The following is a 22,397-nucleotide window of genomic DNA, read 5'->3' on the forward strand; positions in this document are numbered from 1 at the left end:
CGCGTTCGCCTCGCACTCATGCTCGACACAGCGGCCACCAGGGGCAGTCAGCTCGGCGCACCCGGGGACAGAGCAAGGGGGGCGGGGTCGTCGGGGCATGGGGGGCACCTCCAAACAGGGGAGGGAGATCGATTCTGCTTAGGCCGTGCGAGGGGCGGAACGAATAGCCGCGTATGGCATGGGGACATGGACGTCACCGCAACGCAAGTCAAATGAGAGGTCGAAATGAAGCGCTTCCGCGTCCCTGTTCTGGTAGTCGTCTCACTCCTCGCAGCCAGCGGTGCCACGCTCGCCATCGCACAGGACGGCGGAGCTCACGGCTCAACCGCACAGGAGCGCACGGCTCTGCGTGCCCCTCACCCCCAGTACAAGGGCACCCCTGAGACAGTCCCACCGAATGGCGGTTTCGGGGATGCCATTGCGCTCTGTCCGGTTGGTCAAGCACCCACCGGCTTCGGCTTCGAGACGGTAGGGCCGGGCATGATTTTGAAGAGGGCAGCCCCGGACGAGAGGGGATACATCTTGGACGGGTACAACCCCACGCCATACCCGGTGACCCTCACGGCCATCGTCATCTGTACTGCCCGCTGAACGCAGCAGCAGGGCGGAATCCGCGCACCGGCCGCCTCCCGGCCCCGTCTCTCCGGCCGCCGCCCGCGCCCGGTCCGGGGACTGCAGCCGCGAACAGGCTCCGTGGCGGCCGGGCTTCGTCGGAGCAGGCGGGGTGTTTCGCTCACCAGGTGGGGGTCTGGTGGTAGCGGATCCTGGGGCCGGGACGGTAGCGCCCCAGGAAGGAGGGGCGGTGGGGAAGCGGAAGCCTCAGGTCCAGGGAAGCGTGCGCCACGGGCTGGCCGGGTCCGTGGTCAGGGCACGGTGGGTCGCGAGGACCGACTCGTACCACTCGCCGAACTCCTCCTTGTCGAAGTGGAGGCAGCGGCCCAGGATGTAGGCGGCCGAGAAGTCCTCCCACGAGCGGTAGTTGAGCTGGACGAGACGGCCAGCCCGGACCACGGCCGCCTCCGCCTCCTGCAGGGAGCACAGGCGGGCGGCGAGTCCCCAGCGGGCCATGCCGGAGGCCCGGCCGTAGTCCCAGGCTTCGACGCTGCGGACGAAGCCCCCCTCGGGCAGCAGGCCGTCGGCGCGGAACCGCGCCTCGTAGCGGGCGATGCGGCCGATCAGCCTTTGAAGGTCGGTCACTTGGCCCTCCAGCTCCGCGGCGGTGACGGTGCGGCTCGGGGTGACGCCGTTCGCGGTCAGGTGGGGTTCGGCGGTGGCCTCGGCGCGCCGGCGCACCACGTTCTCAGCGGCCTGGCGCCAGTGGTCGACGTCGACGGGGCCCGCGAAGTCCAGGGCCATGGCGCGGCGAAGTTGTAGGACGGACTCCCAGACGCCGCTGACCATTGCGGCACGCAGCAGCTGTTCCTGCGTGTCCTGCCAGTTCCCGCGGGTGGTGACGCCCCACCAGTGTTCCAACGTGTGCTTCTCGTTGCGGTAGCCGCAGCCGTGGTAGGCCATCGAGTTCCAGTAGCGCCCGTTGTGCACGTTGATGTGCGCGCCGGCCGCGAGACCGAAGGCGACGGGGCCGGTGCGGGGGCCGCCCACCTCCAGGGTGTGGACGACGTCCTGGGTCAGCCCCGGTCGTTCGACCGGGGCGGAGTGACGCTGCCACAGGGCGCGGCCCTCCGGCCCGGCCGGCAGGACGCCCTCGCAGGGGCTGCCGGGGTTGACGACGAGGTAGGGCGGGTCGTCCTGGTTCCAGACTTCCGCGAACCAGCCCAGGTCGTAGCAGTCGTAGACCGGGTCGGCGACGGGCGGCGGCAGCATGCCGCCGGTGTAGACGGCCAGGCACATGGTCTGGGTCTGCGGGTTCCAGTAGGGGTGGAAGCGGTTGTGGCCCGCGTTCGCGTCGACGTACGCCCGCGACTGCATCATGTACAGGTCTGCTCGTGCGACGAGGTCGTAGTACGCGGGCCAGTCGCCGCGTGCCTTCGCCTCGTACAGCCCCCGCTCGACCGCGCTCGGCGCCTGCCAGCCCCGCGCCGATGCCGTCGGGCCGGGCGGGGCTCCTTCCTCGTGACCTGCTGTCAAGCTCATGGGTAAACCCTAAAGGCTGGTCCAGTGCGGTCGGCGCGCCGGTCCCGCCTGGCGGGGGTCGACCGGAGCAGGTCGTCGAGGTGCCGGATCACCGCCGCCGACAGACCGCACGTCCCATGGCCGACCGATCCGGGCGACGCGCTGCGCGAGTCGGCACGTCCGCCGAAACACCGTGGGGCGAGCCCTTGTCGAGCGCGCAACCCGCGGGCCCCGCCCCCCTGCTGGGCCGTGCGGGGAGAGGGCCGGCAAGGGTTCGCCGGGGTTGGTCGGACGGCCTTCGGACAGCCGGAAGAGGTGGTGGGGTAGGCCGGGGCGGCCGCGTCAGGCGTAGCGGTGGCGCGGTGCGTGCGGGTCGTCCCAGCGGTCGGCGTGGGCGAGGCCGAGCAGGCGTACGGCGTGCTGGAGTTCGGCAAGTGCGCCCGTGGCGCGGAGGCGTGCGGGGGCCTCGCGCACGAGCCAGGCGGTCAGTTCGGTCCGTACGTCTTCCGCTTCCTCCTCCGACCAGACGAACCACGACCGCCACGGGAGTGCGTCCTCCAGGAGGTCCCATTCCCACTGGTCGACCGTGTCGGTGAGGTGCCGGTCGGCGACCGGGTGGCGCAGGTCCTCCCAGACCGCCAGCCAGGGGCCGATGTCGGCGGAGGCCTCGGCGCACAGCGGGAGGAGTTCGTGTACGGGGACGGCGGGGTCCGGGGTGAGGAGGGTGTGGGCCCACCAGGCGTGCAGGAACTCCCGTACGGCCGCGCTCTGCGCCGCGGGCCACTGCTGCCATGCGGCGCGGTGGAACGAGGTGCCGACGTTGCCGATGTCGTACGCGTGGGCGCCGAGGCCGCCGGTCAGTTCGCGGGCGAACTGCGGCAGGACGCGGCGCAGCACGGCGCCGTGGTCGCTCCAGTCGGGTGCGCTCCAGGTGCGGTGCAGGAGATCGGGGTCGAGTTCCGTGTCGGGGAGCTTCAGCAGGGCGAGCTCCTGCGGGCTGCCCCAGTGGCACTCGCACTGGACCTCGTCGGCCCGCGCGGTCATCCCGCGGAAGGTGACGGCCAGCCGGTCCAGTGCCCGGTCGAGCCGCGCGCGGTCTGCTGGGGCGGGCGGGGCGGAGCCATGGCTGGGTGCGGGTGCGGGTGCGGGTGCGGGTTCGCGTTCGGTCATGGTCGGTTGTGCCTCACCGGGACTCCGGGCCGCTGGGGCCCGAAGAGCGCGACTCTACCCGTACGCGGATCAGGCCGTGACGCGGGGGACCGTACGCCGGTCGCTGCTCCGCGTGCGATCTCTCGGTCGCGTCGCTGGTGGTGGTTGGCCGGCCACGCCTCGGTGCGGCGCTCCTGTCGGGTGTGCCGGTAGCTCAGCCGGTGCGGCGAGCCATCGGTGGTGGGCCCGACGGCCGGCCGGGTACGCGGACGCGCGGACGATTCGAGGGCAGGACGAGTTCCTCCGGTACGACATTCCTTCCCAGGACGAACCGGCCGAGCAGGCCTTGTGGCCCGGTGATGACGACGACGGGTCCCTCCAGGACCAGGTGCCGTTCCCCGCGCTCGGCACCACCCGCTCCAAGGCCCTGGTCCTGCTCCTGACCGCAGGACAGCTAACGGCACGCACCACGGCGTCCGCCTTGTTGGTTTCGGTTTCGCCGTGGGTCACGTTGCTCGGAGTGGGCCCGAGGCCAAGGCACAGCCGATCGGGAGACTCGCGAAGGCAGGTGCAGGGAGGGGACAGCGCGTATCCCGAGGGTCGAGCTCTGCTCACCGAACCGCCGGACAGTGGCCCCGAGCACCCCCGGATGAGACAGGCTCCGTACGTGACCACGCCGGAAGGCCGGGACGCCACCCCGGCGCGCGACCCGCAACTCACCCTCTGGTGAAGTGGGTTCGGACAATCGCGAGAGAGGTGAGCTCATTCAGAAGGTCTACGGGGAGAACCGTCTGATCGACAATGACGCGTTCTATGTCAAGATCATCTCTTGAAGGGCAGGCACTGAATCATGACCCTGCTCACCCAGAGCACGACCCTTGCCCGCCCGTCCCATCGCCTGGTCGAGGTCTACGACTCGGACGCCAACCTCACCGACAGCACGGCGATCGCCGCCGCTGAACGCAACGTTGTCGGCGGCAACGGCTACCACCTCTACCTGTTCAGCCTGCAGTCCGACCTGGAGGTGGAAGTAGCCGTTCGGGTGTGGGACGGACCGCAGCCTCCGCCCGGCGAGGTCGAGGGCTTCACGGCCGTGAGCCTCGAGTCGGAGACCGGGATCCTGGTGATCGGTCAGTTCGCGTTCGGACCTGCGGCGGAGATGACGCTCCCGAGGCCGGGCGTCTACGAGGGACACGTTTCATGGGCCGGCCGGGTTACCGCTGCCGAATACTACGAGCATGCGCTCCGCCAGATCGAAGACGACTGGAGCACCGCACGGATCCGGCAGCTGTGGGCCGACAACCCGCAACCTGAGCGGTACACCCTCGACCTCTGGCACGTCCGCGAACCTGAACCCGCGGACGACGAGGACGACTGACCTGCCTCCTTGGAGCGCCGGATAGGAATCCGTCGGGAATCGGGACGAGCCGTGGCAGCTCCCGAAGGTCCCGCACCTGCTGTTGTAGGTGTGGCACCTTCCGTCCGCGAGCCGCCAACGTACCGGGCAGGAGTAAGGCGTGGGTGCAAAGCGGTCAGAATGTGTCCGGAGGCGGGTGTGGGGGACCTTCTGGGCTGACTGCCTACGGGCGGCCGACCGTACTGTACTGCTGCAGTCAGCCCCGGACACCCATGGGCAGGCGTCACGTTCGCGTCGGTGTGGGGGAGCCGCGACGACCTGGATGCGACCCTCGGCCCCGACCTGTGGCGAAGATCAGCACCGACGGGGCCCCGACAGCGACGTGGCCGTTCGCCCGACGTGCCGGCGGAGGGCCACTCACCCACCCGAGTGAGTTGCCCCGCAAAGCCCTTCCAGGGAGGAGGGACCACGCGGCTACGAATCGGTGCGTGATCAAGAACCTGCTCCAGCGCGCTGCCCGCGCTCGCCCTCGCCGCCCTTCCCCTCCCCGCCACCTCCCCAGCCACCGCCCAGCCAGTTGTGCCCGCCGCCTCACGGCCTCCACGGCGCCCGCGCTGCGGGCGCCACTGCCCCTGTTCGAGGCGGGTCGACCTGATCCCGGTCGTGTCGAGCAGCGCGAAGGCTACAAGCGGGACCTCTGCAAGCACTGGGACCGCGGGCTGAACGCGTTCGGTCGAACACCGCCGGCGCAACTCCCCGGCGACATGGCGGACTTGCTCGGGCTGCGCGTCGTCCTCGAGCACCCGAGGAGAACCATCAAGGCCCTCGCCTCGTCTCCGCTGATCAGCTTCAGGCGCGGCTCGGTGACCCATTTCGCGCAGCGGCGGGGCAGTCGATAGGGTGTCAGGTCACGACCGCCTCCGGTTCCGCGGGCAGGTCAGGGCTCTGCCGCAGCTCGTGGCACCTCCGCAGCTGCCACGTCGGCACCTGCCTGCCTGCCCGGGACTCGGGACACGGGGCGGCCTTCACGGCCGGGCACTCGGGTTCCGGCCGACGGGTCAGGAGGAACGAGTGGCACAGGTCATCGCCGAGGTCTCAAGGACGTTCAACGAGTTTCTGCTCTTGCCCAACCGGACCCGGACCGACTGCTCGCCCGCGACGGTCAACCTGCGCACGCCCCTGGTGCGGCACGTCGTCGGAGAGCCCTCGGCGATCGAACTCGGCTCCCCGTTCACCTCCGCGATCATGCAGGCTGTCAGCACACCGGAACTCGCCATCGCACTCGCACGCAACGGCGGTCTGAGCTTCCTGCACCACAACCAGTCGATCCAGGACCAGGCCGCAGCCGTCCGCCAGGTGAAGAACTTCAAGGCCGGATTCGTCACCAGCGACACCAACGTCCGCCCCGACGACAGCCTGAGGCACCTGGTCGCCGTCATGCAACGCACCGATCACAGCACCGCCGCGGTCACCCACGACGGCAGCGCCACCGGCCGCCTGCTCGGCCTGGTGACCTCCCGCGACTTCCACCCCCAGCGCCACGACCTCGACGGACCGGTGAGCGGTCGGATGACCGCCATCGCCGACCTTCCTCACGCCGCAGCTGACACCACGCTCTCCGAAGCCAACGCCCGGCTGTGGGATCAGCGGCTCGACTGTCTGCCCGTACTCGACACCGAGGGTCACCTGCAGTACCTGGTCTTCCGGTCCGACTACACGGACAACAAGCGCTTCCCTAACCAGGCCGTGGACACCGCGAAGCGACTGCGGGTGGGCGCGGGCATCAACACCCACGACTACCGAGAGCGCGTCCCCGCCCTGCTGGAGGCGGGCGCAGACGCCCTGTGCTTCGACTCCTCCGACGGCTACAGCGACTGGCAGGCGCAAGCCCTGACCTGGGTGAAGAAGCACTACCCGGAGATCCCCACCGGCGGCGGCAACGTGGTCGACGGCGAGGCGTTCACCTTCCTCGCCGAGGCCGGTGCGGACTTCGTCAAGATCGGCGTGGGCGGCGGCTCCATCTGCATCACCCGCGATCAGAAGGGCATCGGCCGCGGCCAGGCGAGCGCGGTCCTGGACGTCGCCGCCGCAAGGGACGCCTTCCGCGATCGCACCGGCGAGTACGTGCCCATCTGCTCCGACGGTGGGCTGGTGCACGACTACCACGTGGCCCTGGCACTGGCGATGGGAGCCGACTTCGTCATGATGGGGCGCTACTTCGCCCGCTTCGACCAGGCGGCCGGTGCCAAGCTCCCCACCCGGGACGGCTTCGTGAAGGAGTACTGGGGCGAGGGCTCGAACCGTGCCCGCAACTGGCAGCGCTACGGACAAGGAGGCCAGGGCCTGATCTTCGAAGAAGGCGTCGACGGCTACGTTCCCTACGCCGGCGACCTCAACGAAGGGCTCGCCCTGACCATCGCCAAGCTCAAGACCACGATGGTGTCCTGCGGATCCACCACTCTTGCGGAGTTCCAGTCCACGGCCCGGCTGACCCTGGTCTCCGACCAGAGCTTCCAGGAGAGCCACGCCAACGTCGCCCTGCGCGACACCCCGATGACCATCGCCTGATCGGCTGCCAAGAGCCACGGACCGCTGGCCGGAGGGGGAACGGCGCACAGCCGGACCACCCCCTCCCGCCAGTGGTCAAGCACCTGCGACGCTGCTGCACGCCCTTCGAGCGTGACCGCAGCCGCCGGATCGGCCACGCCGTCGACCGGCTCACGGCCCTCCAGTTCTGCCGACACGGCAACCGGGTCTGGCGCGTGGGCCGGCCTCTGCCCGACGTCCGACTCCCAAGGGTCCCGCCGGCCGTGACCACCGCCATGAACGGCGGCCGGCAGGCCGACACCGAACGCCGCCGCACCCGTGTGCAGCCCGACGCGACGGAACCTCACTGACTCTGGCCGGCCGTTGCGGTTCGCTGGTGGCCGACGCGGTTCACGCTTGTCGGTGTCGGAGGCTGATGTCAGGAAGAGCCACGCTCTTGACACGGCAGGCGCTCTGACCGGCTCAGCTCAAGGGCGCCGAAGGCGTATCCAAGCGACTCCACATGGCCTCCCTCGTCAGTCCTGGGCCCAGGCGAAGGGCATGGGTGCGCCCTGCGGGATCACCCAGGGGTCGGGGTATCGGGCCTGGCAACCGGTGCAGCGTGCGACGAACGGCCCCAGATCGGGATCGGTCAGGAGGCTGTAACTGCCGGAAGCTTCAGCGGGGAGCATGTAGCCATTCGCTGTCGTCTCCAGACCAGGCCGGCCAGGAGAACACCGGCAGGGCCGTTCCGCTGCGAATGATGCTCCTTCAGCGGTCCTGGACGTGCGCTTGAAGAGGCTGGTGAAGTTCTCGAAACTCTCACGCATGGACACAACGGGCGGCTCGCGTTTCGCAGCGGGTGATCCGGGTCGTCGAGACTACCGCGGCCATTGCTGCCATCCCGTCTGCCGTCGACCCGCACGGAGCGATAGCGGGACTCATGGGGTCGGGCCGTCACGCGTCGGGGGATTCGCCGGCGTGGGGCCTCGAGGGACTCCTCGCGGTGTGCGGGGCGGGTGTCGCCCCGGGATGGAAACAGGCCGTGATCGTCTTGCCGCCGTGGAAGGAATGGGCGTCCCAGGCATCGGCGAGGGCGTCGATGATGGCGAGTCCCCGTCCGGAGGTCGCCTCGCGTGAGGGGTCGCGCGGGGCCGGCAGGTACGGATCGCCGTCGGCGACGCTGACGTGCAGGCAGCGGCCGTCCCAGGTGAGCACCAGGCCGGCGCCGCTGTGGGCGTGGACGTGTGCGTTGGTGACGAGCTCCGACACCGTCAGCAGGACGGAGTGCGCCGTGTCGGGGGCGTCCGTCGTCCACTGCAGGGAGTCCAGGCGTTCCGCGGTCCACCGGCGTGCCTCGCGAACCCCTCGGTGTACGGGGAAGGAAGTGGCCCACCCCTTGGCACGCATGGACACCGCGTTCACCTCGCTTGCGCTCTCGTGTGACGCCGGACCGGACGGGTCGTGTCGCTTGTCAGAACCGGCTCGCCCGGTGCCGGGCACGGTGTTCGCCCCTGCTGTGTACGAGCAGCAGGGCCAACGCCATCGGCGCGATCAGCAGGACCATCGTCGTCATGGGGCTGCTCCTTCCCTCGTCTCCGTTCCCCTGCGCGTGTGGCCGCTATGAGGGCTCCGAAACCCCTGTGTGTCGCCCGGCTCCATCTCCCTCGACATCCCGTGAGCGGTGAGCGGCCTTGCAGGGAGACCACAATGGCCTCAGCGAGATGGAAACGGTGTGGGTGGCCGACGAGCGGTCCCCGCTCCCCGGTCGCCGGCAGCAGGCTGGTGCAGGCCCTCGCGTAGGTACATCAGGGCCTCCGGCACATGCCGCTACGTCGGACGCCGGTTCGTGAAGAACAACCGGCTCAACCATGTCGGCGACCTGTGGGCCTTCGCCTTCCTCAGCGGTTCATCCGGTGCCGACGCCCACTGACGCCCCGTAAGCGGCGGAAGCGACGGAGGCCCCGGCGGGCCCGAAGGCCTGCCGGGGCGAGGTACCGCTCAGGAGCCGGCTCAGCCGTTGACGTTGACGGCCTTCCAGGCGGCCGCCACCTGCTGGTACTCCACGCTGGTGGATCCGTACAGGTCGGCCGTCGCCTGCAGGGTCGCGGTGCGCGCTCCCGCGTAGTTGGTGGTCGACGTCATGTAGGTCGAGAGCGCCTTGTACCAGATCTTGTAGGCCTTGGTCCGGCCGATCCCGGTCACCGTCGAACCGTCGTAGGTGGGCGAGTTGTACGAGACCCCGTTGACCGTCTTCGCGCCGCTGCCCTCGGAGAGCAGGTAGAAGAAGTGGTTGGCCACGCCCGAGGAATTGTGCACGTCGAGCCGGCCCACGCTCTTGGACCAGTAGTCGGCCGAGGCGCCGTCCTTGCTGGGCTTGTCCATGTGGCGCAGCGGCGTGCCGTCGCCGCGGATGTCGATCTTCTCGCCGATGAGGTAGTCGCCGACGTCGGCCGAGTTGTTGGCGAAGAACTCCACCGAGGTGCCGAAGATGTCGCTGGTGGCCTCGTTGAGGCCGCCCGACTCGCGGCTGTAGTTCAGCTTGGCCGTGGCGGCGGTCAGGCCGTGGCTCATCTCGTGGCCGGCGACGTCCAGGGAGGTGAGCGGCTTCTGGTTGGCGGCGCCGTCGCCGTAGGTCATGCAGAAGCAGGCGTCCGACCAGAAGGCGTTGACGTAGGCGTTGCCGTAGTGGACGCGGGAGTAGGCGGCCTTGCCATCCCCGGCGATGCCGTTGCGGCCGAATTCGGACTTGTAGAAGTCCCAGGTCACCGCAGCGCCGTAGTGGGCGTCGGCGGCGGCCGTCTGGCGGTTCGACGGCAGTCCGTCGCCCCACTTGTCGTCGGCGTCGGTGAACAGGCTTCCGGTGCCGGTGGTGCCGCCGTTCAGGTCGTAGGTCCTGTGGCCGCCGCGGACGCCGTCCGTCAGGCTGTAGGACGCCCCGCTCTGCGTGGTGTCCAGCGTGACGGAGCCGGAGTACTGGCTCGTGCCGGTGCCGGTGTCGATGGCCTCGTAGGAGTACAGCTCGGCGCCGGTGGCGGCGTCCGTGATGACGTGGCGCTCGCTGGGGGTGCCGTCGTGCTGGGTTCCGGTGACGACGGCCTCGTAGGCGATGACCGGGTTTCCGCTCGCGGCCCAGACGACCTGGCGGGCACCGGCGGGCGCGGCCTTGAGGGAGGCGCGGGCGGCGGCCGGGGCTATTCGGGCCTCGATGCCCTTGGTGGTCTTGCGGCTGCCGTCCTTCTTCTGGTGGACCACCAGATCGCCGCCGAGGACCGGCAGCCCGGAGTAGGTGCGCTCGTAGCGGGTGTGCACCGTGCCGTCGGCGTCCTTGATCACATCGCGGGCCACGAGGCGCTCCTCGTCGGCCAGGCCGATGGCCCGCGCGGTGTCGGCCGCCGTGTTCTGGGCCGCGGTGATCGCCAGGACGCGCGCGTCGGCGGTGAGGGCGAGGGTGGTGGCTCCCGCCTCGCGCTCGGCCGAGGCGTTGGCGGATCCGCTCTGGACGGAGATGGCGACCATCGCCGCCGAGGCGACGACGGCGGCGGCGCGCAGCGCTCGGGTGCGGCTGCGGGGGGTGCGGGATGAGGACGTGGGGAGAGTCACTCGTGCTCCTTCAATTGCCGTGGGGGGCCAGGCGGTTGAGATTGCCAGGAAGGAGCAGTGGATTGACAGGTATGCAACAAGTATTTGACCAGCTGTTTGTCCGGAGAGAGGGGAGTGATGTTCGCTGAGCGACCAAAAATGGAACATTCCGCTTCCCCGGACGCGGCGTGCACCGAGCCCGGGGAAAGGTCCGACCGTTACTCGATGCCGGGGATCTGCCGGGCCTTGAACGCGGCGCGCACGGCGTCCGCGGCGCTCGCGCCGTACATCCGCCGGGCGGTCGAAACCGTCGTCAGGGCCGCGTCCTTGAAGGACGTGTCCGGCGCGAAGCCGAACTGGGCGTTGACGATGATGCGGTCGGCGGTCCGGGCGCCCAGGGCGTTGCGGATGTCGAAGAGGGCGCGGGACCAGATCTCCCCGTCCGCGTGGACCTCGCCCTCCAGGTCGGCGTACACCTTGTTCCCGTCGATGCGGCGCAGGCAGTGCGGGGCATCGCTGTAGGAGGCCGCGTCCCAGTCGGCGACGCAGGCCAGGTCGGCTCGCCTCGGCCAGCCGTACGCGGCGTCCGCGTGGGCGCCGACCTCGACGGCCAGGTAGTCACCGAAGGCCTCGCCTATCGCGCCGGCCTCGGAAGAGGTACCGAAGCCGGGGACCTGCGCGTTGTGCACCGCGTGGCCGTACTCGTGGACGATCACTTCCGCGTCCTCGGCGTCGTCGACACCGCCCTTGCCGAAGCGGATCTCGGTCTTCTTGTCCGAGAAGAAGGAATTGTCCGCGCCCCACTGGTTGATGCGGACCGGCTGGGCCCGGTCGTTGGCCCCGGGCAGTTCGGTGCCGAAGCCCAGCCCTTGCAGGTACTCCTGGGCCTCATTGACCCAGAAGTAGGCCATGACCTGCTCGAACTGGTCGTCGGTGCGGTTGTATACGGTCGCGTCCGCAGGATTCGCCGAGGCGCCGGTGTCCGATCTGACGTACGCCCACCGGCCCGACAGCCGGCCGCCGGCGTCCAGATTGCGCAGCGCGGCCGTGGTGTAGGCCGAGGCGGGCACGGCGTCGGCGGCGTCCTTGGCGTCGGCCAGGGTCTGATCCCCCGAGGACTGGACGGGGTTGACCATGAAGATGCGGGCCTGGGGCTGCGCTGTTGTCGGCGCGGACCCGGACCCGGACGCCGAGGCCGGTCCGGTCAGAGCGACCAGGGTCAGGGCGACCAGGGGCAGGGCGGCGGCGGCCGTCGCGGTGGCGTTCGGACCACGGGGTGTGCGGCGGGACATGGACATCCTCCTGTGAGGGACGCGTTGTGCCGGAGAAGAGACACGGAAGGGCGGGGTGCGGCCGTGATCCTCGCGCACGACACCGGGCCCGCGCCAGGCCCGCGCCAGGCCCGCGTTCCGGGAAGGTCTGCCGCACAGGGCGCCATTCGGGCAGGGCAATCGCCCTGCTCCCCGCCGCGTTGCCGTCGCGCGGGGCACGGTCAGGGTCCTGCGGGGCCGCGGCCGCCTATGCTGCGGCGGGTCCGTACCTCAGCAACGTCCAGGCACCCGCGCCGGGCTGACCGTCCTCGTCCTCGTCCTCGTGCTCGTCGCCACGGCGGCGCATGGAACATTCTCGGAAAGCCAGGCGTGGGAGCCGCGCGTGGTACCGCGGGCAAGAGGCCACGCCGGGCAGTCCCGTCGGCCCCGGCCCCGGCCCCGACGGAGCCGGATCGGCAGCGCCGCGGCCCGCCGCGATGCTCGCGCTCCGTCCCGGATGCGGCACTCGAACGCCTGGTCGTGGTGACGATGCCGGGCATCGTCCACCGAGTGGAGCGCACGATGTTCCGCATCAAGGCGTGCCGCACCCCCCCCGTGCCGATTCGGCTTCTTCGACCGCACTCGCAACGGGGCACGGCTTCACTGCAGTACCGGCTGCGGCTCCCCGGCATCCACGCGCAATCACCGCCGGCGGCAGCGCCGGGAGAGTGAGGCCTCGCCCGAGGCGTGAGGCCGCGGTTCCAGGAGTGACCCCTCGAAGCTGCGGCCACCCGTGCCTGCCGGCTTCGGCCTGAAGTCCGGCGTCGACGCCCACCGCCGCGTGAGCGCCGAGACTCGGCTGCCGGCGCCCTCGCGGCCGGCCCGGGCGGCGAGCCCTTCGAGGACCGCCACATTCCGGACGCCGAAATCGCGAACGATGTCGGCAGGCTGATGACCGCGGCACAAGGGCCGCCTGCGCGAAGCTCCGCCGCCCACCTCGGGCCGGTGCGGCTCTCTCGTGCCGGAGATGCCGATCCGCCCCGGTGTCAAGCGTCGTGACCCACGCCGCGATCAGCCCGCCTCGGCGCCGGCCGTCGTCGCTCTCGGGGTTCTTGTCCGGTTGCTGCGTCGGCGACCGGACATCCAGGTCAGGATCGTACGGAATGGGACGGGTCCAGCACCGGGAGTGACGCCGATGGAGGCTCCAACGCTGAAGGGCATGAGCTCCATCTCGCCGCGACAACGACCCTGCCCCGACGTTCCGTCCCCCGATCCCAGAGGCCACCGCACATGCACCCACCCAACGGCAACCCGGATCACGACACGATGGAACTCTTCCTCGGCGACGCCGGTGCACCCGGTACGGCGCCGGAGCCGCCGGCCCCGGTGTTCGTGGACACGTCAGGGCGCAGACAGCGCCGAGTGCGCCGATGGGGATACCTGCTGGTGGTACCCGCCGCCGCCTACGTCGTCCTGCTCATCAGCACCCTGCTGGGCGGCCCCACCCTGCAGTCGCCGTTCCTTCCCTCCGCCCAGGCTCCGCACACCCCCGCGCCCGAGGGGCCGGCCGGGAGCCGCAGCGCGAGCCCGTCCCCCCGCGGTGCGGAGAGCAAGAGCCCGCGACTCGCCCCTGCGGCCACGCGCAGCGCCGCACCCACCCCGGCTGCCGCGACCAGGACCAGCCCTGCGACGCCGGGCACCGGACCTGAGCCGACGAAGGCCGCCACCGGATCGGCAGACCCCGTTCCGTCGCCTCCCGGTGGGGGCCGCGGCCGCGGCACCACGCCGCCGGGCCAAGGCGGAGGCAAGCCCACCGGCCACCCCTGAGCCCGGCGCGTGGTCCGCACCGGCGACAGCGCATACCCCAGCACAGCATCTCTCCGCACCGCACTACGCAGCAGGCAGGAAGCCCCGTCCCTTGTCGAAGAACCGTCGCCGCCGCCCCCGCGGCAGGCACAGCTCCGTACGCAACATCCCTTTGCGCACCCACTGGCTGCTGCTGACCACCCTCGTGCTCACCCTCTCGGCTGCGCTGCTCCTCCAGGGGTACACCCAGCACCTGTTCGACTCCACCCCCGACGGGGCTCCTCGTGAGCGGGGTTCGGGAACCTCCGTCCCGGCGGCTATCAGCTCCGGCGGGCCGGTGATCGAGGGCACGGCCGGCCGCACCGCCGCCCCGGCGGCCCGCACCCTCGCACTGACCTTCGACGACGGCCCCGACCCCGTCTGGACGCCGAAGATCCTCGACGTGCTGCGCCGCAACGACGTGCCCGCCACCTTCTTCACCGTCGGCACCCGGGTCGCCGAGAACCCCGGTCTCGCCCGCCGGATCGTCGACGAGGGCCACCAGATCGGCCTGCACAGCTTCACCCACACCGATCTCGGCACCGCGTCCGCCTGGCGGCGTTCCCTGGAACTGCGCGAGACCCAGCTCGTCATCGCCGGGGCCACCGGCGTCACCACGCCGCTGCTGCGCCCGCCGTACTCCTCCACCAACAAAGCGCTCGGCGACGCCGACTGGAGCGCCGTCGTGCAAGCCGGGCAGGAGGGGTACCTGACCGTCCTGACGACCCTGGACAGCCAGGACTGGCGACGCCCGGGCGTGGAGCAGATCATCGCCGGCGCCACCCCGAAGGACACCGCCGGGCAGATCGTGCTGCTGCACGACGCGGGTGGGGACCGCTCGCAGACGGTCGCCGCGCTCGAACAGCTGGTGCCGCGGCTGAAGGCGTCCGGCTGGACGTTCGTCACCGTGGGCGACGCGGTCGCCCTCCCCGAAGTCGTGCAGCCGGCCGGGACCTTGGACCGGTGGCACGGCCTCGCCCTCATCACCGCGCTCGGCACCAGTGACTGGATCATCGAAGCCCTCTCCTGGCTGCTGTGGGCGGCGGGCGCGATCAGCCTGCTGCGCGCGGTCGCCGTCTTCGTCGCCGCCAGGCGCCACGTGCGGATGCGCCGCAGGCCCTGGGGCGCTCCGGTCACCGAACCCGTCAGCGTCATCGTCCCCGCGTACAACGAGAGCGCCGGCATCGAGGCCGCCGTCCGTTCTCTGGTGGCCTCCGACCATCAGGTCGAGGTCATCGTCGTCGACGACGGCTCCACGGACGGCACGGCCGACATCGTCGAGGCCCTCCGGCTGCCCGGCGTACGGGTCATCCGGCAGCAGAACGCCGGAAAACCGGCCGCCCTCAACACGGGCATCGCCGCGGCCTACTGCGATCTGCTCGTCATGGTCGACGGCGACACCGTCTTCGAACCGGACGCCGTCCGCATGATCGTCCAGCCCTTCGCCCAGCGCCGCGTGGGGGCGGTCTCCGGCAACGCCAAGGTGGTCAACCGGGGCGGGCTGCTCGGACGCTGGCAGCACATCGAGTATGTGGTCGGCTTCAACCTCGACCGCCGCCTGTTCGACCTCGCCGAGTGCATGCCCACCGTCCCCGGTGCCGTCGGCGCGTTCCGCCGGGAGGCGCTGCTGCGGGTCGGCGGCGTCAGCGACACCACCCTCGCCGAGGACACGGACCTCACGATGGCCCTGTGCCGGGACGGCTGGCGCGTCGTCTACGAGGAGCGGGCCAAGGCCTGGACGGAAGCCCCCGCATCGCTCGGCGCCCTGTGGAAGCAGCGCTACCGGTGGTGCTACGGCACCCTCCAGGCGATGTGGAAGCACCGGGGTGCCCTCACCCAGCGGGGGCAGGCCGGAAAGCTCGGCCGGCGCGGTCTGGGCTACCTGCTGATGTTCCAGGTCCTGCTGCCCCTGCTCGCGCCCGTCGTGGACGTCTTCGCCGTCTACGGCCTGGTCTTCCTCGACCCCCTGCGCATCCTCGGCCTGTGGACGGCGTTCCTGCTCCTCCAGGTCCTGATGGGGCTGTACGCGTTCCGCCTGGACGGGGAGCGGCCGGGACCGTTGTGGAGCCTGCCCCTGCAGCAGTTCGTCTACCGCCAGCTCATGTACCTGGTCGTGATCCAGTCCGTCTTCACCGCTGTCGCCGGGTCCCGGCTGCGCTGGCAGCGAATGGATCGCTACGGCAGCCTCCAGGTGCCCGTCACCCCGTCCGAGCCTCCGCTGCCGGACCGCTTGCCCGTGCCCGAGGCCCCGCCGGCCCCCGAGTCCTGGGCCGTTCCCGCGGCCGCGCCGTACGGCGGCCACGACGCGGACCCCGCCTGGAGGGCCCACCCTTCCGCGTCGGTCCCGCACAGCTCGCAGGACCACATCTGGCCCTCGCGGGGGCCCCGAGACCTGTAGGCACCGGCTCCGAGGTATTCCGTTCGGCGCCTGCCGGGCCGGCGCACGTTCGTCAGCCACTGCCCCACCGCCCCACCGCCACGCCGAGCGCGGTGGCGTGCCGCGGGGTGGCCAGGGTCCCGTGGAGCTCGTAGCAGGCGCGGGCGGCGGCGAGGGTTCTCCTGCGTGGGTCGGCCGGGAGCCAGACAGGTGCGGTGGCCGCCTTCGCGGTTCTGTCGCCCGGCATGGACGAGCGTGCAGGTCGATCCGATGTTGGCCCGCGCGGGGGGTACGAGCCCGCCTGACGGCCTTGGTACGCGAGGTGGTGGCCGGGCAGGTAGTTTGCTCGGATGAGTCTCCTTGATGATGTGGCCGAGCGCGACGGCTGGCAGTGCTGGGTGTGTGACGAACCGGTCGACCCCGACGAGTCGGTGAACGACCCGCGGGGGCCCAGTGTCGACAGCCGCACCTCCGACCGGAAGGCCAAGGTCGCCGAGCGGCTCGCGCACCGCGGATGCAACACACGCAAGGGCGCGGTCAAGGTGGTCATCGCCTGGCCGGAGCGCCTGTACGTAGTCGAACCCGCGCCGCTGATCACCGTTGCCGAGAGGCTGGAGCGCAAGGGCGGCCGCGAGATGGTGGGCCGTTGTCCGACCAGGAAGGACGCCCAAGAGACGGCGGACTGGCTGGTGGACCGCTTCTCCCGACTGGTACCGGGGCTGCCGGTGACCGCCGACATCCAGGCCGGCGGCGGCCAGTTCCTCGTCGTCCTGTCCACCGGCCGCCGCTGACGGGATCACCCACGCACACCCGCGTCGAGATGGTGGCCATCTGGCCGTCCGATCAGCAAAGCCTGGCCAACGGGCGTGCGAAGGCACAGCGCCTCCCGCTTTGCGTCCTTCGGCGAGCCGTAGGACGTTCAGCAGCCGGACCGCCCGAGCTTCGACCGTTCGACGAGCACGCCGCACGGGTTGTTGCCGTGTATTGCAGGGCCGTGTCGAGCCCGGGGCGTGACGGGGGAGGCGTGCGCATGGCCGGCACGGGCCGCCGGCGCCATGGCCCGAGTGGTTACCTGTTGGAGGAACACGTGGAAAAGGCTGAACCCCAGCGGGGATCGCACTCCGATGCGGGGGCTCCGGGTGGGGGCATGGAAGGTCTGCGCGAGCACGGATTCGCCCGCTACGGTGCTGCGCAACTCGGTGTCTCGGCCAGTTCCGCCTCAAGGGACTTGGCCAGGATCCGGGAGGTCTTCGCGGCTCTGCCGCCCGACCCGTACGCTCCGGGAACGAATCGGTTCCGCCGGTACTCCCATGCCGTGTACCTGCCGTGGAAGGACGAACTGTCCTGGATTCCCGGAACCCCCCACCCCGTACACGGTACCGTCACCGACTTCTCCCAGGGCGAGGACGACCCTGAGTACTCGCGGAAGCGGCGCGTGCTCCCCGACATCCCCGAAGCGCTGCGCGGCAACGCCCTGCTGTTGCGACTCCTGCGCTGGGACATCGAGCAGGTCCTGTCCTTGAAGAAGCTGGCGAACCGGCCGCTGTGGGCCGGTGTCCACCTGATCCGGCTCGGCGTCGACCGCCCCGGCCAGGACGCCGTTTCCACCCCGAACTGCTTGCACCAGGACGGAGGCTCGGCCGGCACGTTCACCTTCGCCCACCTGATCACCCGTACCAACGTCACCGGCGGGCAGAACGTCATCGCCACACCGGGTAGCGCGGGCCTCCAGCCCGATGACCCGTGGGCGGACATCCACGCCGCCTTCACCCTCACCGACGCACTGGACGGCTACGCCGTCCACGACCACAGAGTCAGCCACTACGTCGGCCCGGTCCGCGCGGGCTCCGAGCCAGGACCGGGCGAACGGTCCATCCTCATCGTCGGCCTCGCCCCGTACGTGCCCCAGCTGTGACACCGCTGAGGCAGGGCCCGTGGAACATCTACGCCGTCAACCCGATGGCTGCCTCCCGTGCAGCCGGTAGCCGTCCACATCGTCCTTGATCCGGTCCGTCCCGGCCCGCGCACAGCAGGACGAGGTTCTGGAATTCGATGTTGAAGATGGGTGGCCCGGCTCCTACGCCATCTGCCCGGTCTGCTTCTGGGAAGATGACCCGGTGCAGTTCCGCCGGCCGTTCAGGCCGGGTGGCGCCAATCAATGGTCGCTGGCCGAGGCTCAGCAGAACTTCCGGGCCTATGGCGCCTGCGACCAGCGAGGGCGGCGGTTTGTTCGGCCCCCGGCGGATGACGAACCTCTCGACCCGGAGTGGCGCCCGATCGACCCGACCACCGACGTGTTCGAGGATTTCGCGGGCGAAGATTGCCGTCCTTGGCCTGATGACGGATCAGCCCTGTGCTGGTGGCTCCCTTCCTTCCGGGGAGCTCCCGAAGAGCCGGCGCACGATCCGAACCTCGAGGTGGTGATCGACGTGGGTTCGGTGCGCAGCGAGCGTGATCTCCATGAGGTCCTGAAGCGGGAGCTCGGTTTCCCGTCGTTCTACGGCATGAACTGGGACGCATTCTGGGATGCGGTTACCGGCCTCGTCGAGATGCCCAAGCGACTGCGCTTCGTCCGATGGGCCGAGTTGGAACCCCGAGTACCACTGGCTGCGAACGTGCTCAGTGACCAGCTGAAGAGATACGACGAGACGGTCCAGGGGTTCAGCGTCGTCCGTGAGCAGTAGCGGCGACCAAGGTCCACTCGACGCGTTAGCCGCTATGTTTGCCGGGCCTGCGGCAGGGTGAGGCGAGGGGAGCAGTGATGATCGTCCAGGGGCGGAAGCATCTCGTCCGTACCTGGGAGCGTCTCGCCCAGGAGATGGGCATCCCGATGGGGACGTTCCGCAACAAGAAGCCTTACGCCGTCGAGGGCTTCCCCGCTCCGGTCAGCTCGGACGGTGCCCGGGTCCTTCTTTGGGACGGAGAGCAGACGACGGCCTACCTCGCCGGCGCCCCGGTCCCGGCACTGCCCGCACCGGACTTCCCGGGTGATCTGCTGGACCGCCAGGAGGCCGCGGCCGAGCTCGGGGTGACGCCGCGGAGCTGGGACAGCTACAAAACGGATCCGCGGATCGCCCCGCACGTGGTGCAAGTCTGCGGTGTGGAGCACTGGCCGCGAAGCGCGGTCTACGCCTTCCGCGACAGCCGGCCGGGCAAGCGGGCCGCAACCGGCCGCCCCACGGGGACGGTGGACGCCGTACCGCGTCAGGCGTGTGACGTCTCGGCTACGTCGACCGCCTCGGAGCCTTCGCGACGCATCCGCTCGGCCCCCCAGGTGCCGAGTTGCCCGAGGGCTTGATTGAGCGTGTGTCCGTGCTCAGTCAGGGAGTATTCCACCCGCGGCGGCACCTCGGCATAAACCTCCCGGTGCACGAGACCGTCCTCCTCCATTTCCCGCAGGTGTTGCGTCAGCATCTTCTCGCTCACCCCCGGCAGACCGCGACGAAGCTCAGCGAAGCGGCGTACCCCATGGGCGTCGAGTTCCCAGAGGATCAGTCCCTTCCACTTGCCGCTCACCACGTCGAGCGCAGCGTCTATGCCGCAGATGTACGGCCCGCGTCTCGGCGCCTTGGCCATCACTCATCCCCCTTACGAAAAGGTAAGTACCGCAGAAAATAGTGGGTACTTCCGAGAGTAGCCGGGCTCTTCGAGCATGGAGGGGTGAACGAACAACAGAAGCACACCACGAGGCAAGGCAGCCCTGTCACCGTGATCGGGCTCGGCCCGATGGGGCAGGCGATGACCCGCGCCCTCCTCACCGCCGGCCACCCGGTCACCGTCTGGAATCGCACCGCCGGCCGGGCCGACGGCGTCGTCGCCGACGGAGCAACGCTCGCCGCAACACCTGGCGAGGCCGTCGAAGCGAGTGACCTTGTGATCCTCAGTCTCACCGACTACCAGGCGATGTACGACATCCTCGACAGCGCCACCGCATCACTCGCCGGCCGGACGCTGGTCAACCTGAGCTCGGACACGCCCGACCGCACACGCAAGGCAGCGACCTGGGCGGCGGGCCACGACGCCGCCTTCCTCACCGGTGGCGTCATGGTCCCGGCGCCGATGGTCGGCACGGAGGCGGCTTTTGTCTACTACAGCGGCCCCGATGAGGTGATGGCGAACCACCGGGCGGCGTTGGCACCGTTCGGCACGCCAAAGTATCTGGGTGAGGATCCGGGGCTCGCCCAGATGATGTATCAAGCCCAGCTCGCGGTGTTCCTCACCACCCTGTCCGCGCTGATGCACGCCACCGCGATGCTGGGCGCTGCAGGAATGAAGGCGAAGGAGACACTGCCGGAGTTGCTCTCCTCCGCCGACTCGATCGGCGCCATCCTGAGGGCCGGCGAAGAGACCCCGGGCGCCGCGCTGGATGCCGGCGAGCATCCCGGCGATCTCAGCACCGTCACCATGATGGGCGCGACTGCCGACCACATCGTCGAGACCAGCATGTCCCTCGGCCTCGACCTCGCTCTGCCCTTGGCCGTGCAGGCCCACTACCAGCGCGCGATCGAGAACGGACACGGCGGCGACAACTGGACCCGCGTCATCGACAGCATCCGAGAGCCACGCTGACCGAACGCGTCCCGATGAACACTGTCGAAGGGCTGGGGCCGGCGGCCGGACCGCAACCCCTGACCTCGGTATTGCTGCGGAGGGCGGACCGCGGACCGGCACGGCCCAGAGGAACCTCCCGGGCCGGGCCGGGCGCGGCCGCGCCTGCGGTGTGGGGGAACGGGTCGGCTACCGCCCGGTTTCGCACGGGCGCGTCCGGCCACCCGGGCCGCGGGACCGGGGGCAGGTGATAAAGGCCTCGAACCGCTTCTCCATCGCCTCATCAGACGGGCGCCGCCGATGGCGTGCCAGCGTGTGAATTGCTTCGCGAAGGACAGCCGGACACGAAAGGCCTCGGACATGGAGCTGACCACGAAGAAGGCGGTCCCGCCCAGGACCTCGCACGGGGGAGCTCCTCGGTCGGACGACGTAGCACCGGGGCCACAGAACCCTCCTCCGGCCGGCACTCCCGGATGGCGGCGGCGACGCGCGAGGTGAGCAGACATCTCGCCGAGTCCTCCCGCACACGGACGACTTCCGAGTCTCCCCAACACTGCCGGGCCGTGGCACCGATGGGCTGCTCCGGAACGCCTCGCCGCCCGTGCGCGTCCCGCTATTCGCTCATCCACACCCCTCGTGCGCCACACCGGCCGGCAGGGCGCTTGACCGGCCAGATCGGCCACCACGAATCCGTTTGGGACCGCCTGCGGCCGATGCGTAGGCTGTCGAGCCATGTGCCACCACGCGTTCAACGGCGCCTTCCGGCACTACGTGTGCGTCGCGTGCCGGCTCGCCTTCAAGGGCAGCACGTGGCCGATTCGGAAGCGCATCTGTACCAGCTGTCGTGAGCAGCTCGCCTTCGCCGGCTACGACTTCGCCGCGCCCCGACGACGTGACACGAAGGCATGGTCCGTCGTCGCGGCCGTGCTCGCAGAGGGACTGACCTACGATCACCGCCCGGGCTGCGGCTGCTCGCGGCTCCCCTCGTTCCGGCCCCGGACCAAAGCGCAGCTGCGTGTCCGGCGACGCGCGGCCGACCGGCTGGGCCTGCCTCTGTCGGTGACCCTCGCCCGCCGCGACGCCTTCACCCCGGAGAGCCGCGACGAGCAACCACCCTCGCCACCGGCCGGGAAGCGCGACGCGGCCTGAGCGTCGTGCCCACGACGGCGCGGGCGCGACTGCCCTGGTCCGGCCACTGACGCTCTTGGCCCGCCTGCCCGGTCCTACGGTGTTCACCGCCCGGTGCGGTCCGGCTCCTTCCCAAGGCATGGCCGCGGCCCCATTCCAGGCCGAGGTCGGCGAGCTGCTGGAGCCGATCGGTGCTGAGTTCGGCGCGGGGGGTCTTGGTGTCGGAGAGGAACACGCCGAGCTTCACGACGTGCTCCTCGCCGTTGACGGTGATGGCTTCTGCGCGAGTCCTGGGGACCGTCAGGGAGCCCGTGCCCGGCCTTGTCGAACGCCGGGCCCGCCCGCTGCGCGGGCCGTGCCCTGGTCCGGCCGGCCCTGATCATGACTGACAAGGGCTTCGACGAGGCGCCGCCCCTGGTGCGTCCGGGCGATCACACCGCCGCGAGGACGGTACGTGGAATAGCAGCCACATCCGCACCACGCCCTGAGCACGATCCGCCCCGGCCTCGGCAGGACCGCGGAACGGCCGCGGAATTTTTGTCCAAGACAAGGGCCTGCGATG

General features: G+C 70.4%; 19 protein-coding genes and 1 pseudogene. 12 read left to right on the top strand and 8 right to left on the bottom strand.

What is annotated here, in order from left to right; genetic code table 11:
• The first annotated feature begins 225 nt into the window (after window positions 1–225).
• Entirely contained in the window at window positions 226–591 is a 366-nt protein-coding gene (locus tag AB8A24_RS18670; RefSeq protein ID WP_369476733.1) for a hypothetical protein, read from the top strand.
• A 228-nt stretch (window positions 592–819) separates the two neighbouring features.
• Here the strand turns inward: AB8A24_RS18670 and AB8A24_RS18675 are convergent, their stop codons facing one another.
• Together AB8A24_RS18675 and AB8A24_RS18680 are read right to left on the bottom strand one after the other, a co-directional pair.
• Window positions 820–2,094 (bottom strand): DUF1266 domain-containing protein, encoded by a 1,275-nt coding sequence (locus AB8A24_RS18675; protein ID WP_328965365.1) that lies wholly within the window; start codon window positions 2,092–2,094, stop codon window positions 820–822.
• A gap of 321 nt (window positions 2,095–2,415) precedes the next feature.
• Window positions 2,416–3,243, bottom strand: a complete 828-nt coding sequence (locus AB8A24_RS18680) for a hypothetical protein (RefSeq protein ID WP_369476734.1) — start codon at window positions 3,241–3,243, stop codon at window positions 2,416–2,418.
• A gap of 829 nt (window positions 3,244–4,072) precedes the next feature.
• Here AB8A24_RS18680 and AB8A24_RS18685 point away from each other — a divergent pair.
• The 3 genes from AB8A24_RS18685 (at window position 4,073) to AB8A24_RS18695 (ending at window position 7,476) form a co-directional block, all read left to right on the top strand.
• Window positions 4,073–4,600, top strand: coding sequence for a hypothetical protein (locus AB8A24_RS18685; protein WP_328965367.1), 528 nt, complete (start codon window positions 4,073–4,075; stop codon window positions 4,598–4,600).
• A gap of 1,050 nt (window positions 4,601–5,650) precedes the next feature.
• Window positions 5,651–7,147, top strand: coding sequence for an IMP dehydrogenase (locus tag AB8A24_RS18690; RefSeq protein ID WP_328965368.1), 1,497 nt, complete (start codon window positions 5,651–5,653; stop codon window positions 7,145–7,147).
• Between the two features lie 71 nt (window positions 7,148–7,218).
• On the top strand, window positions 7,219–7,476 hold the full coding sequence (locus AB8A24_RS18695; RefSeq protein ID WP_328965369.1) for a hypothetical protein: 258 nt from the start codon (window positions 7,219–7,221) through the stop codon (window positions 7,474–7,476).
• A gap of 165 nt (window positions 7,477–7,641) precedes the next feature.
• On the opposite strand, the gene AB8A24_RS18700 is transcribed toward AB8A24_RS18695, so the two are convergent.
• The 4 genes from AB8A24_RS18700 to AB8A24_RS18715 form a co-directional block, all read right to left on the bottom strand.
• On the bottom strand, window positions 7,642–7,797 hold the full coding sequence (locus AB8A24_RS18700) for a hypothetical protein (RefSeq protein WP_328965370.1): 156 nt from the start codon (window positions 7,795–7,797) through the stop codon (window positions 7,642–7,644).
• Window positions 7,798–8,062: 265 nt separating this feature from the next.
• Window positions 8,063–8,515 carry an ATP-binding protein gene (locus tag AB8A24_RS18705; protein WP_328966134.1) on the bottom strand — a complete coding sequence of 151 codons (453 nt, stop codon included), beginning with the start codon at window positions 8,513–8,515 and terminating at the stop codon, window positions 8,063–8,065.
• Between the two features lie 603 nt (window positions 8,516–9,118).
• Entirely contained in the window at window positions 9,119–10,624 is a 1,506-nt protein-coding gene (locus AB8A24_RS18710; RefSeq protein ID WP_328966135.1) for a M4 family metallopeptidase, read from the bottom strand.
• Between the two features lie 281 nt (window positions 10,625–10,905).
• The gene (locus AB8A24_RS18715) at window positions 10,906–11,979 is read right to left on the bottom strand and encodes a M4 family metallopeptidase (RefSeq protein ID WP_328965371.1); all 1,074 of its coding nucleotides are present in this window, start codon (window positions 11,977–11,979) and stop codon (window positions 10,906–10,908) included.
• A 616-nt stretch (window positions 11,980–12,595) separates the two neighbouring features.
• Here AB8A24_RS18715 and AB8A24_RS18720 point away from each other — a divergent pair.
• The 3 genes and pseudogenes from AB8A24_RS18720 to AB8A24_RS18730 all read left to right on the top strand — a co-directional run.
• A pseudogene (locus AB8A24_RS18720) lies at window positions 12,596–12,688 on the top strand (hypothetical protein); the annotation flags it as partial.
• A gap of 539 nt (window positions 12,689–13,227) precedes the next feature.
• Window positions 13,228–13,764 (top strand): hypothetical protein, encoded by a 537-nt coding sequence (locus AB8A24_RS18725; RefSeq protein ID WP_328965372.1) that lies wholly within the window; start codon window positions 13,228–13,230, stop codon window positions 13,762–13,764.
• A gap of 91 nt (window positions 13,765–13,855) precedes the next feature.
• Window positions 13,856–16,180: a bifunctional polysaccharide deacetylase/glycosyltransferase family 2 protein gene (locus AB8A24_RS18730; protein WP_328965373.1), complete on the top strand. Its 2,325-nt coding sequence runs from the start codon at window positions 13,856–13,858 to the stop codon at window positions 16,178–16,180.
• A gap of 52 nt (window positions 16,181–16,232) precedes the next feature.
• Here the strand turns inward: AB8A24_RS18730 and AB8A24_RS18735 are convergent, their stop codons facing one another.
• A complete protein-coding gene (locus AB8A24_RS18735; RefSeq protein ID WP_328965374.1) occupies window positions 16,233–16,406 on the bottom strand; it encodes a hypothetical protein in 174 nt (57 codons plus the stop codon).
• A gap of 103 nt (window positions 16,407–16,509) precedes the next feature.
• Here AB8A24_RS18735 and AB8A24_RS18740 point away from each other — a divergent pair, with 103 nt between their 5' ends.
• The 3 genes from AB8A24_RS18740 to AB8A24_RS18750 all read left to right on the top strand — a co-directional run bounded on the left by AB8A24_RS18740 (window position 16,510) and on the right by AB8A24_RS18750 (window position 18,843).
• Window positions 16,510–16,950 carry a hypothetical protein gene (locus tag AB8A24_RS18740; protein WP_328965375.1) on the top strand — a complete coding sequence of 147 codons (441 nt, stop codon included), beginning with the start codon at window positions 16,510–16,512 and terminating at the stop codon, window positions 16,948–16,950.
• A 356-nt stretch (window positions 16,951–17,306) separates the two neighbouring features.
• Window positions 17,307–18,074, top strand: coding sequence for a 2OG-Fe dioxygenase family protein (locus AB8A24_RS18745; RefSeq protein WP_328965376.1), 768 nt, complete (start codon window positions 17,307–17,309; stop codon window positions 18,072–18,074).
• A gap of 85 nt (window positions 18,075–18,159) precedes the next feature.
• Complete coding sequence (locus tag AB8A24_RS18750) at window positions 18,160–18,843, top strand: CPCC family cysteine-rich protein (RefSeq protein ID WP_328965377.1); 684 nt, start codon at window positions 18,160–18,162, stop codon at window positions 18,841–18,843.
• Between the two features lie 520 nt (window positions 18,844–19,363).
• Here AB8A24_RS18750 and AB8A24_RS18755 read toward each other — a convergent pair.
• On the bottom strand, window positions 19,364–19,735 hold the full coding sequence (locus AB8A24_RS18755) for a helix-turn-helix domain-containing protein (protein WP_328965378.1): 372 nt from the start codon (window positions 19,733–19,735) through the stop codon (window positions 19,364–19,366).
• Window positions 19,736–19,819: 84 nt separating this feature from the next.
• On the opposite strand from AB8A24_RS18755, the gene AB8A24_RS18760 reads away from it, so the two are divergent.
• Entirely contained in the window at window positions 19,820–20,728 is a 909-nt protein-coding gene (locus AB8A24_RS18760; protein WP_328965379.1) for an NAD(P)-binding domain-containing protein, read from the top strand.
• Window positions 20,729–21,439: 711 nt separating this feature from the next.
• Entirely contained in the window at window positions 21,440–21,856 is a 417-nt protein-coding gene (locus AB8A24_RS18765; RefSeq protein ID WP_328965380.1) for a hypothetical protein, read from the top strand.
• Window positions 21,857–22,397 lie beyond the last annotated feature (541 nt).

It is taken from the genome of Streptomyces sp. BF23-19, from assembly GCF_041106355.1.
Lineage (GTDB): Bacteria > Actinomycetota > Actinomycetes > Streptomycetales > Streptomycetaceae > Streptomyces > Streptomyces virginiae_A.

Excerpts from the sequence above, each read along its gene's own strand:
- AB8A24_RS18755 (WP_328965378.1), bottom strand. The coding sequence starts at position 19,735 with ATGGCCAAGGCGCCGAGACGCGGGCCGTACATCTGCGGCATAGACGCT.
- AB8A24_RS18670 (WP_369476733.1), top strand. The coding sequence starts at position 226 with ATGAAGCGCTTCCGCGTCCCTGTTCTGGTAGTCGTCTCACTCCTCGCA.
- AB8A24_RS18705 (WP_328966134.1), bottom strand. The coding sequence starts at position 8,515 with ATGCGTGCCAAGGGGTGGGCCACTTCCTTCCCCGTACACCGAGGGGTT.
- AB8A24_RS18725 (WP_328965372.1), top strand. The coding sequence starts at position 13,228 with ATGCACCCACCCAACGGCAACCCGGATCACGACACGATGGAACTCTTC.
- AB8A24_RS18685 (WP_328965367.1), top strand. The coding sequence starts at position 4,073 with ATGACCCTGCTCACCCAGAGCACGACCCTTGCCCGCCCGTCCCATCGC.
- AB8A24_RS18765 (WP_328965380.1), top strand. The coding sequence starts at position 21,440 with ATGTGCCACCACGCGTTCAACGGCGCCTTCCGGCACTACGTGTGCGTC.
- AB8A24_RS18700 (WP_328965370.1), bottom strand. The coding sequence starts at position 7,797 with ATGCTCCCCGCTGAAGCTTCCGGCAGTTACAGCCTCCTGACCGATCCC.
- AB8A24_RS18735 (WP_328965374.1), bottom strand. The coding sequence starts at position 16,406 with ATGCCGGGCGACAGAACCGCGAAGGCGGCCACCGCACCTGTCTGGCTC.
- AB8A24_RS18715 (WP_328965371.1), bottom strand. The coding sequence starts at position 11,979 with ATGTCCCGCCGCACACCCCGTGGTCCGAACGCCACCGCGACGGCCGCC.
- AB8A24_RS18740 (WP_328965375.1), top strand. The coding sequence starts at position 16,510 with ATGAGTCTCCTTGATGATGTGGCCGAGCGCGACGGCTGGCAGTGCTGG.
- AB8A24_RS18710 (WP_328966135.1), bottom strand. The coding sequence starts at position 10,624 with ATGGTCGCCATCTCCGTCCAGAGCGGATCCGCCAACGCCTCGGCCGAG.
- AB8A24_RS18745 (WP_328965376.1), top strand. The coding sequence starts at position 17,307 with ATGGAAGGTCTGCGCGAGCACGGATTCGCCCGCTACGGTGCTGCGCAA.
- AB8A24_RS18680 (WP_369476734.1), bottom strand. The coding sequence starts at position 3,243 with ATGACCGAACGCGAACCCGCACCCGCACCCGCACCCGCACCCAGCCAT.
- AB8A24_RS18675 (WP_328965365.1), bottom strand. The coding sequence starts at position 2,094 with ATGAGCTTGACAGCAGGTCACGAGGAAGGAGCCCCGCCCGGCCCGACG.